This is a genomic window from Eubacterium sp. MSJ-13 (assembly GCF_018918235.1).
In the GTDB taxonomy this organism is placed as follows: Bacteria; Bacillota; Clostridia; order Lachnospirales; family Lachnospiraceae; genus Butyribacter.
The window spans coordinates 1-11,364 of record NZ_JAHLQE010000092.1 but is presented as its reverse complement, the minus strand read 5'-3'; the positions used below and the strand labels follow the sequence as shown (position 1 = coordinate 11,364).

The following is an 11,364-nucleotide window of genomic DNA, read 5'->3' as shown; positions in this document are numbered from 1 at the left end:
AGCCTCCTAATTTTTATTATTTTCAGATTTATTTTTATTATGGGCATCTATAAACCTTATAAAGTCTTTTTCATTCAAAGGTTTTGAATAATAATATCCTTGAAGAAAATCTCCGCCCATTCTTCTAAGTATCTCTATGTGTTCTTCTGTCTCTATACCCTCAGCGATTATCTTTTTTCCCTCACTTCTTATCATTGGCATAAGCTCATTTAAAAATTCATTGTCACCACTTGCATATGACCATAAAAGACTCTTATCAATCTTTACAAAATCTATTGGCATAAGCATTATACTTGCAATATTAGAATAACCTGTTCCAAAATCATCAAGTGCTATCTTTGCCCCACATTTTCTAAGCTTTGTCAATGTTTCAAATACAGCATCTGCATCTGTAAGTCTGCTCTCCGTTATCTCAAAATGAAAACGTTTTAATGGTATCCTGTATTTTGCGGCAATACGCTTTAACTCATCAACAAGATGTTTATCCTGGCATTGAATAGGTGAAATGTTTATATTCATATCAGTTATTCCCCTCTCAAATATCCTGTTGTTTACTGCAAACTGACATGTTTTCTCAAACATCTGTCTGCTAAGCTGTATTATCGTATGGTTTACCTCCGCAACATGGATAAAATATTCAGGATTTATATATTTATGCTTACTATCCTTAAGTCTTGAAAGTACCTCTAGCGATGTTATCCTGTTTTCCGCAAACGAATATATCGGCTGAAAATTTAATTCCAGTGAATTATCAAGTATTGCCTCCTCTATCCTGTGTGCAACCTCCTTAAATCTCACCGCATCAACAAGTGCCTCTTTTCTTAAATGTATAAGTTCATTCGGCTTATGATGCCCCTCATGATCTGACCTCGCATAATGAATACGCTGTATTATATCTTCAATATCAGATGAATCGTCAGGATATGTAACATAATAATAACTGTACTCATGCGACAATGCCTCTCTTTTTATATTCCACTGATGAGGCATAACCCTCACTATCTTTTCATAAAGTTTTTTTACTTCTCTTGTATTTTCTACAAATATGGCAAACGTGGCCGCACCAATATGATATATATTTCTTTCACCTGACTTAACTTTCAATATCTCGGCAATCTGCTTCTGCACTTCCTGAAGACTATCCTCGTCATATATCCTACATATCGCATGATAATTTTTTACTCTTATCAGAAAACATGACACACTTTCATTATAATCATATTTTTCCCTCAAAACTTCAATAAAACCATTCAAATTAAATCTTCCTGTTCTTATATCAATATAATAATCAGGACTCCTAAGTGAAAAATATACAAGGAATGCACACAGATTTGCAACTACCATTATAAAGCCTGTATTTAAATGGCATACATTTGTAATAAGTTCCGAAAGTGCTATCAATATATCCACATGTAGAATAAGCTTCAATAGTTTTGTATCTTTCTTCTTTCCCTTTATCCATGCAATACATAATGTAAGAAAAATTATAAACATATACAGTATATTCATAATATTTCTTGCACTGCCTGAATGAATCTTGCCTGAATCATCCATATAAAAGTATAAATTCGTAAATGAATTTGTCAAAACCAATATAATTCCACACAATATAACACCATAGCTCACTACACTGTAAACACTGATTTTGTTTTTATAATGAAAGAGTGAGAGCACATAACTGTTATACATTCCAATAAATGCTATTCCAATTATAAATGCCAATGAACTGATAATATATGACGCAGATAACGACATTTTATCATTCCCATATTCGTAATAACATTGCAACGCACTAAAACATGTCCCTACAACAAGCAGTATCAATACATTCAGATAGAGTCTGTTACTTTGTATAGGCAGATTCTTTTTCCAAAAATAAATTATTATCAGAATAAACAGCATTACCACTGTTGCCATCTCAAAATGTGCATTATATATCACCTAAAATTCCTCCTTTCTTCAAGAGGAATTCCCTGATTTTATCTTCCGGAACAAATTTCATAAGTTCCCTTCCCTGAATATAATCGACATCCATCTTTGTCACCATCTCGAAACCATCCGGATATCTTATTCCGTCAAGGCATACCATCCATCCTCTTTCTCTGAACATGCGTATTATATATATAAGCTCCATGCTCTTTTCATTACAATACATTGAGACAACTGTACTGTTTATCTTCACACCGTCAAATGGCATTTCCATAAGATTTTTAAGATTACATGCATTTACCCCAAACTGATCCCAGCAAACATGTACTCCATATTTTTTAAGATAAGATATTCCCCTTGCAAGTTCTTCCTCAGGAACATCAGCATTAACAAATAACTCAAAAATAATATTATCAGGATTTATATTATATTCGTTGATGTAACTCATATATTCCTCACATATCGATTCACTGATAATATGAAATGCCGCCATATTTACTCTCACATGCCTGATTCCTCTTTCAAAAAGTTTTTCTTCACTTGCAAACTGCAATATCCTTTTTAAAAACATTATATTGGTGTCCCTGCTGCATCCTATTTCCCTTGAAACTTCCCACACTTCCTCAATCGTAAGTGTTCTGTCTCCAACCCTAACGACTGGATTTATCTCAAGTTCATTTATGTCTTTTTCCCTGATATCATATATAGGCATACATTCAAGTTCACACTCATCTGTCTCAAGCATTGTTCTTATTGCTCTTATATTTTCAAGTTCTCTTTCTATTCTCTCCTTTATACTTCCGGCATAAACTACTATTTCCCTGTCGAGAGAATCTCTGGTTGCAATATTTTTCATACTTATAAGAATTCTCATAAACTCAGACAGTGTATATGATGCATCAGCATTTCCTGCAATATAAAATTTGTAGTACATACTTACACCTTTATCATTCAGTCTGATAGTCTTTGGAAGTTCCTTCCTTAATTTTATAAAAAGATCATTTGCCTCAGATTCTTTTTTTACTATGATTATATATTCTGAACGATGTATATGATATACATTATGTCTTCCACCAAACTCTCTCAGATATTCCCCAACCGTCGCATGTACCTGGTTTATCTCATCTTCAAGACAGTAATTTGACATATTTTCCATATTACTTATACAGACAGAAATACAATAAAAACTTTTCTTATACTTGATTTTTTCCTCTACGACATTTTTAAATCCTGCCATCGAAAAACATCCGCTTGCACTGACAAGATACATATCGACATTATGTATTATCAGATAATACATTATAACAAGTGCCGCAACACAGTAATATATCAGCATCAGCCTGTTCTCAGGCACATAATACAGTTCAACAAAACAGACTATTACAATATTTGAAATCTGCATGAACATATATTGTCTTCTTTCAATGTTCTTTCTATTTCTGCCAAGAGCAAATGCACCTGCAAAGACATAAAATATAATGACTATAGGAAATATTATCAATGCACCCTTATTATAAAACACCTCGCCATTCTGAACACGAAACATACTTTCACTGTTTATTGACATAATGATTACTGCCTCCATGGCAACCGCCGGCAGATACATTATAATAATTGAAATCTTTCTCCTAAGATAATCAAGTGTCATTGTCTGAGCCAGATAATACATCCAGAAAAATACCGATGATATAAGAACTCCCGTATAAGATAACAGAGTCAGTACAAAGACCACATTATCCGAAAGTTTAATGACACCTAAAGTCCCCATTCTATTTATAATATCAAATAATATCACTATAAGCAGTATATGAAGAATACTCTCAAAAAATCGGTTTTTATATGTGGGGAGCCAATTCTTATAATGGTAAAAAAAGGTTACTAGTCCTATTAAAAATAAAGCTACAAATTCATAAGCACACACATAATTCATCATCACTTCCACAACTCTCCACTAAATAATGTATAACGGTCTTTTCCTGATTTCTTTGACTGATATAACGCAGAATCAGCCTTCTTATATACATTTTCAAAATCACTTCCATCTATCGGCGCAACAGAAATCCCTATACTGCTTGTTATATTTACAACATTTGCACCATCTGTATAACTGCGCCTGTTTGCCTCTTTGATCTGTTCAGCCTTTTTAATAATATAATTTTTCAGACTTTCCTCATCAAAAGCATCATAACTGGAACAGACAGCAAATTCATCACCACCAAGCCTGCCTATAAGTGCCTGATTCTTGAATATTTTAGTAAGTTCAGCACCCGTATCAGCAATCGCTTTATCACCGTATATATGTCCAAGTGTATCATTTACATTTTTAAAATTATCCAAATCTACCATATAGAATATATAATATCTGTCAGCCTTGCTTTCTGCAAGCAGCTCACTTATCTTTTCTTCCATGGTCTTTTTATTCAGAACCCCAGTAAGCATATCCTTTTCAGCACGCTGCACAAGATTTTTTTCCATAATTATCTGTTTTGAAGCGTCCGTAAGCTTTCCTACAAAATGTTTCGGAGAACCATTCTCTTCTCTCTCTAAAAAGCCTAAAACCCTGTACCAGTCATACTCCCCTTCTTTACTTTTTACTCTGACCTCAGATGAAAAAAACGTATCTTTACTCTCAAAAAATTTTCTTAGTCTGCTCCTTATAGATAAATCATCAGGGTGAACATACTCATATACATCATATACCGCTTCTCCCATAAAAGGCTTCATATTTTTATCTATTATCGTGCCAAATTTATCTTTCAGTTCAAAACATTTTGGTGAAAATGTATACTCAAAAATTATCGTCTTATCTATCCTGCTAACTGTATCATATGTGTCCTGTATCTTTATCAGTCTCTGCCTGCTTCTTGCTGCATAGATAAGCATGATCATAATAATGATAAGTTCAATACATAATGCCTTGAGATAATTCATGCACTTACTTGTAAACACTATATCTGATGCCTTCCTATATCTTCCTTTTGATATATATGCAAAAGACCAGCCGTTTACACTTGTTGGCATTGTTGTAATTATGTAATTCCTTTTACTGTGTTTAAACTGAAAATCCGTTTCTAAATTGTCCTTTATCCTGCTTCTTACTTTCTGACTGTCATATCCGTCAAAGACTCCACTCTCATTCAGATATGAAAAAAAGTTTGTATCATAATCAAGTCCTATATCACATACTGTTCTTGTCCCTGCAATAATATCTCCATTTTCAGATAAAACAATAACATATCCCTCTTTTGACAGACCTGAATTATATAATTTATTGCTCATATCCTCAAGAAGCATTGAGCCAACAAGCACAGACTGTACTTTTCCCCCCGATATCACCGGCACAAAAAAACAAAGTTCATCATTTCCATTATAGTTTGTTGTAATATCATTGGAAATATTTGCGGTTTTCCCAAGAGCCTTTTCAAAACCATCGCTCTTAGAAATTTCTTTGCAAACACAATTGCCATACAGCCTTACCCCATTTGTATCTATAATCGAAATGTCATCAAAATACCTTTCGAGAGTCTTGCACGCTGAAGCAATCTCACGCCTGTCACTTATATCATTCCCAGCAATCCTTCCTGCAAGTACCTCCAGTCCGGATAATCTCTCCCTTATAATTTCCTCAAAATATGCCCGTCCTACACATGCACTACTGTTCACTACCTTTTTTGCGTTATTTACAGCACTGTCCCTCATCTCATTTCCAAAACAATATATCGTTGCTATACCGCTTAAGACCGAGAGAACAAGCATAAAATAACATACTCTTCTAAAGTTTATCCTTTTCCTTGTCTTCATAATCCCGTGCCTCTTTTTCTCCTCCAATTTAAAACAGATGCAGTTTATTTTTCTCCATAAAACTATTCTTATAATATCACATTTTTTTAGATATCGCAATTTAATATGATACTGCTATAAACTTTTTGTTTCCGTTTACATCTATGTTGCAAACAATAGCAACTTTTTCCATTTTATATTGACTTATTTTTTTTTCAGATTATTATTATAAGATGACAGTCCTTATCATGTCCGGCTTTGCACACGACCCGGACTCAACCGGACCATTTGATATTTCTAATCAAAAAACTTCTGTGTGCAGGAATGGAGATCTATTATGAACAAAAGAACCGTAAATATCAGCAGCCTTGTACTTTTACTTAGCCTGCTTTCACTTATCACTACAATATGCCTTTATTATCTCATGCCTATGCATTATGTATCTGTTGTATTCGCTGCCGTAGCCTCCTTAATTCTGGCACACTTTTTTCTAGAGTCATCGTTAAATTATGATTATAATTTTCTTCATGCCGCAAGTATGACACTTACAACACTGGCTTTTTCAGCGGCAGTCTACTTAGTACAGCCAAATAACTGGATAACTTTTGACTTCTGGCTTCCATGCCTTGTACTTGTAAACTGGATCGTACCATTTTTATATTGTACATTACGCGACCTTTTTGACAGAGGTCCGCGCTTTGACGGCTATCATAAATTTTTCAACCGTATGTGCATATTCTTCACACTGATATACATTTTTGTGATTGCAAAACAATACTTTATCACACCTATTGTTCCACCGTACCATAAGCTTTCATTTGGTGCACACAATTTTGTGCCTTTCATGGCCACAGCAGGTTATATAGAACAGACCTTAAAAGCAGGGTCAAGCCTTAATGAACTGATTTTATATGTAGTACAGCTCATATGTCTTGGTGTTCCTTTTGGTTACCTTACAAGAGTTGCCATGCGTAAATTGAACTTTGTTTTTAGAATTATAATATACTTCCTTTTTCCTGCTGCACTCGAAGTAATACAATACTATACAGGACTTGGTCGAGGTGATATAGACGACTGTGTATTTTCACTTATCGGTATTCTTATAGGTGTTATACTTTTCCATATCATGAATACCATTTTCCAGACAATAGCAGCCCGTGACTTCATGATAAGCAGAGCACAGCAGAAAAAATTCCATTTCTGATATCCTGATAAACTGACATACAGTATTTATTATCATATCCTTTTGCATAATCAAAAGCGGAGATTATACCCAAAGCTTTTCTGTCCGTATCACATCATTTACGATAACAGCAGCTTTCAATGTATATCTCCGCTTTATTATTTAAAACTTTCTATATTCATTTATATCCTTTACAAGTATCTTTATTCCACGAATCGTATTATCAAACACTCCGCCTTCATAAAACGCCTGAAGTACCATACCGACAGGTATTCCTATTATAAGACCAAGCATACCGATAAGTCTGTAAAAAATAAACATCGATATAAGTGTAAGAAACGGACTCATACCAACACTGTCACCTATAAGTTTAGGCTCTAGTATCCTGTGAACAAACAATGTTATGAAATAGGCAGCTACAAGTATAACCGCAGATGTATACTCACCTGTTATCACACAGTATATCGCCCACGGCGTAAGTATCGTTCCGGTACCAACAAAAGGCAGAAAATCAAGGAATGCAGTAATGAACGCTATCAACGCCGCATATTTTTGTCCCATCAATAAAAATATTACAAACAATATCACAAATATCACTATCATTATCTGAAAACATGCTTTCAAATATCCGCCGATTGCTTTTACTATGATATCCTTTACCATATTCCAGCCTCTTTTTACTGACCCTGGCATATGCTTTGCGACAGCTTCCTTAATTTTATCATGGTCCGCCACAAAAAAGTATGTCATCATAAGTGTGAGGATCAATAGAACAAAAAAGTCTATAAGCGAGCTTGCCACATTGCCAACAGTTGATACCGGACTTGTTTTTAATGATTTAAGTGCAGTAAGTATATATTCATTAAGCTGCATATTTCTTTTTCCAAACATACTTTGTATATCAGCCGGAATTATGTTAAACCTATCATGCAGATTACTCATTGCCTCCTGAAGATTTGATATCACTGATTGGTACAAATCCGGAAGTTCTGCTATAAGTGAACTTACCTGAACAGCCGTAAAACAGATGATGCCATAAATAGCTGCACAAATAATTGCAAGGACAAACACTATAACTATAACCGTTCCATGTTTTCGCATTATTTTTATCCTGTTTTCCAAAAAACGCACAAGAGGATTAGCTAACAAAGCTATCAACCATGCAATGATCAATGGCAGAAATAACTTAAAAAGCGGTGGCACAACAAAAACTACTGTAAGTATCGCCCCCAAACATACTAAAAGATGAACACATATTTTTTTTCTCAACTCCCTGTTACTTTCTTCCAATTTTTTATACCCGTTCCTTTCCTTATTTATTGTCGCAATTTTTTTGCCACAATGGTACTATATCATAAATACATATAATTATCACAGAATATCAGAACTTTCACAAAATCTTTATACAATATTTATGTTATTTCTGTTATTCTATATAAGGATTTATTTACATATCCAAATTTTTGCCAATCTATGAAAGGATAAACATTATGAAAAAAAGTAACATTAACAAAATATTCTGCACAGCACTTGCAGCAGGAATTGCAGTTTCCGGGTTAAGTGATGTTTCAACCGTATCTGCAAAAACAAACAATACTATTGATAACCTGTCAGTCATTTCAAGAGTTGTATCTGGCAATAATAACGGGCTTCTTCGATATTCATATGTAGATGAAAACGGCAGAACAATAGACTTTGATTCTTCATCGGATTCTTTGTCTCCCAAAAGAAAAGAAGCAACCTCCGTACCATCATCATATGATCTTAGAAAATACGGACAGACCACATCCATAAAGGACCAGGGTGTAACAGGAGCATGCTGGGCTTTTGCTGCGGTCAAAGCAATGGAATCAAATTCGATATTAAATGGATTAAATACCGCAGAAACTGCCGACTATTCTGAAAATCATCTGGCATGGTATACATACAACCCTATAACAGATAAACAAAGCAGTATGTATGGTGATGGCACCTCCATAACAGATACGAATATTCCGTCAAATATATTCAATCCTTCAGGAATATCCCAGACACTTAATCCATACGATGCAGGCGGCGATGCACTTTCAGCTATTTTTACTCTTGCCACATGGTCAGGAGCAGAAAAAGAAAGCGCAGCTCCATTTACTGCGGATACTCTTTCTAAAGAACAGGAAATGACAGATACGATGAAAGCAGCCGGAGAAAGCCTCCGCTACGATTCATATGCTCATCTTCAAAATGCAGACTGTCTTGATAACAGCAGCAGAGATACTATCAAAAAAGCAATCATGAACCAGGGTGCCTTAAACATCTCACTCTATTATGATTCTTCTGGATTTGAGACAGGAACAAATTCAGGAAAATCTTATTATCAGACAAAATATACCGGAAAAACCGCTATATTAGCTGCTAACCACTGTGTAACACTTATTGGATGGGATGACAACTATTCAAAAAATAATTTCAAAGAGGGAAGCAGACCTTCATCAAATGGTGCATGGCTTATAGCTAACAGTTACGGAACAAATTACAATGATAATGGATATTTCTGGCTTTCATATGAAGAACCTTCAATAAATGATATTTATACGATGGCAGTAGAATCTACTGCTAACTACGAAAATATCTACCAGTATGACGGCAACGGCTGGTCAGATGGTGCATTTATTTCCGGAAATGACGCCACAGGTGCCAATGTATTTACAAGTGGTTCATCTTTTGAGGAAACTTTAAATGCCGTATCATTTTACACCCTGACTGATAACCAGAAATACACGATTAAAATATATAAAGATCTCACGGGAAATACTCCTGACACAGGTACTCTCGCAAGTTCATGTACAGTATCCGGAACTGCTGATTACAGCGGCTACCATACTGTCAAACTTCCAACAAGCTGTACACTGTCACCAGGCAGTAAATTTGCAGTTGCAATAACATACAAATATGATTCATCAACCGGAAATCAGGCGTATATTCCTATTGAAACAAATTCCAGCACAAATGATGGTGTTCTATACTCATATGCCAGCGAGCCGGGTCAGAGCTATATATATGACAATGATAAAAAAAGCTGGACTGACTGCACCACTATTGATGACAGAACATTAAACAATATTACTATAAAAGCTTTTACTTCAAACGGCATTGCAGCTACAAATACCAAAGTTTCATTTTCAAAAAAATCCGTAAAAATCGGCAAAGGCGAAACTTACACTTTAAAAGCAAAACTTTCAACTAAAACTGACAGTTCAACCGTAACTTATAAAAGCAGCAATAATAAAGTTGTTTCTGTAAACCAGACTACAGGTAAGATAAAAGGACTTTCCAAAGGAAGTGCACGAATCACTGCCATTTCAAATGACGGAAACATTGCCACATACACCGTGAATGTATATAACGCACCAAAACGCATATCAAGCCGTCCATACAAACGTGCTACCATACGACGCGGTCGTTCACTTAAAGTAAAGGTAAGATTTTCCAAAGGCTGCTACAGCAGAAAAGTTAAATTCTATTCTTCAAGAAAATCTGTTGCAACAGTAAGTTCATCAGGTACAGTAAAAGCCAGAAGACGTGGAAGAACAACTATTACATTAAAAGCGTTTAACGGCAAAAAAGCTTATGTGCGTGTAACTGTACGTTAACAACCAAAATATTTTTATTAAAAATAATGCTTTTTTATTAACATATATGCCTGCTATCACATAACTTTTATAAAAAAAGAATGAATAGATACTTTAAAATATCTATTCATTCTTTTTTATTTCTCCTGTTTCCAATACATTCGCAAAAAATTCGGGACACATGTCAAGAAGTGTCGAACCTCCTTCATCCTTCCTGAACAGATCAAGTATCGGTTTCATGACACGTTCAAACTCTTCAGGTTTTTTTGAAAGTTTAAGAATCTCAGCCGTATTAACCGCATCTGCAAGAGCAGTATGCTGTGCTCCTTTGAAATCATAATCAGCAGATGACACTGCCTGTTTAAGCCTTATTCTCTTATCTATACCTAAAAGCCTGCTGTATACCTCCTGGAAATCTATCCAGTTTTTCTCCATTTTTCTAAGTGTCTCAGACTCATACTCTTTAAATGCTGATTCTGTCTGAAACTGTCTTATATCAGCAAGACTCCACGAATAAAAAGTAACGGCACCACCGCCTATCCATTTCTCAAAGTCACGCATCGCTTCCTTAAATCTCGGAGCACCTTCCAGCTTACAGTCAGTTATACCGGTCAGTTTTATAATATGAGGATCCATCTTTCCATAATCCGGCATAACATACGTCTGATACCTGTCAACCTCATTAAAGTCATCATCCATCTTCACCGCACCTATTTCAATAAGCTCATTTGACAACTTCTTATCATCCCTGTACTGTTTCTTTATCTTATTCATCTCAAGATCTATCATTATATGTTTCAAAACACCACCTCCTAGTATAATAATGATGTAGTCAATAAGACTACTTGATCAACAAGTTTCTTT

Annotated in this window: 7 protein-coding genes; 2 read left to right on the top strand and 5 right to left on the bottom strand. The window is 34.9% G+C overall.

The features are described from left to right. Nucleotides 1-6: 6 nt before the first annotated feature. The 3 genes from KQI69_RS10650 to KQI69_RS05530 form a co-directional block, all read right to left on the bottom strand. A complete protein-coding gene (locus KQI69_RS10650; RefSeq protein ID WP_216564354.1) occupies nucleotides 7-1,941 on the bottom strand; it encodes an EAL domain-containing protein in 1,935 nt (644 codons plus the stop codon). Then, nucleotides 1,931-3,697, bottom strand: coding sequence for an EAL domain-containing protein (locus KQI69_RS05535; protein ID WP_216564353.1), 1,767 nt, complete (start codon nucleotides 3,695-3,697; stop codon nucleotides 1,931-1,933). Before KQI69_RS05535 ends, KQI69_RS10650 begins: the two co-directional genes overlap by 11 nt. Nucleotides 3,698-3,861: 164 nt before the next feature. Beyond that, nucleotides 3,862-5,730, bottom strand: coding sequence for a diguanylate cyclase (locus tag KQI69_RS05530; RefSeq protein ID WP_216564352.1), 1,869 nt, complete (start codon nucleotides 5,728-5,730; stop codon nucleotides 3,862-3,864). Nucleotides 5,731-6,046: 316 nt separating this feature from the next. Between KQI69_RS05530 and KQI69_RS05525 the strand changes: the two genes are divergently transcribed. Then, nucleotides 6,047-6,913, top strand: coding sequence for a VanZ family protein (locus tag KQI69_RS05525; protein WP_216564351.1), 867 nt, complete (start codon nucleotides 6,047-6,049; stop codon nucleotides 6,911-6,913). 141 nt (nucleotides 6,914-7,054) lie between these two features. Here KQI69_RS05525 and ytvI read toward each other — a convergent pair whose 3' ends face one another. Beyond that, nucleotides 7,055-8,182, bottom strand: coding sequence for a sporulation integral membrane protein YtvI (ytvI, locus tag KQI69_RS05520; RefSeq protein ID WP_216564350.1), 1,128 nt, complete (start codon nucleotides 8,180-8,182; stop codon nucleotides 7,055-7,057). Between the two features lie 200 nt (nucleotides 8,183-8,382). On the opposite strand from ytvI, the gene KQI69_RS05515 reads away from it, so the two are divergent. Beyond that, a complete protein-coding gene (locus KQI69_RS05515) occupies nucleotides 8,383-10,521 on the top strand; it encodes a lectin like domain-containing protein (RefSeq protein ID WP_216564349.1) in 2,139 nt (712 codons plus the stop codon). Between the two features lie 102 nt (nucleotides 10,522-10,623). Here the strand turns inward: KQI69_RS05515 and KQI69_RS05510 are convergent, their stop codons facing one another. Then, nucleotides 10,624-11,301 (bottom strand): 3'-5' exonuclease, encoded by a 678-nt coding sequence (locus tag KQI69_RS05510; protein WP_216564348.1) that lies wholly within the window; start codon nucleotides 11,299-11,301, stop codon nucleotides 10,624-10,626. Nucleotides 11,302-11,364 lie beyond the last annotated feature (63 nt).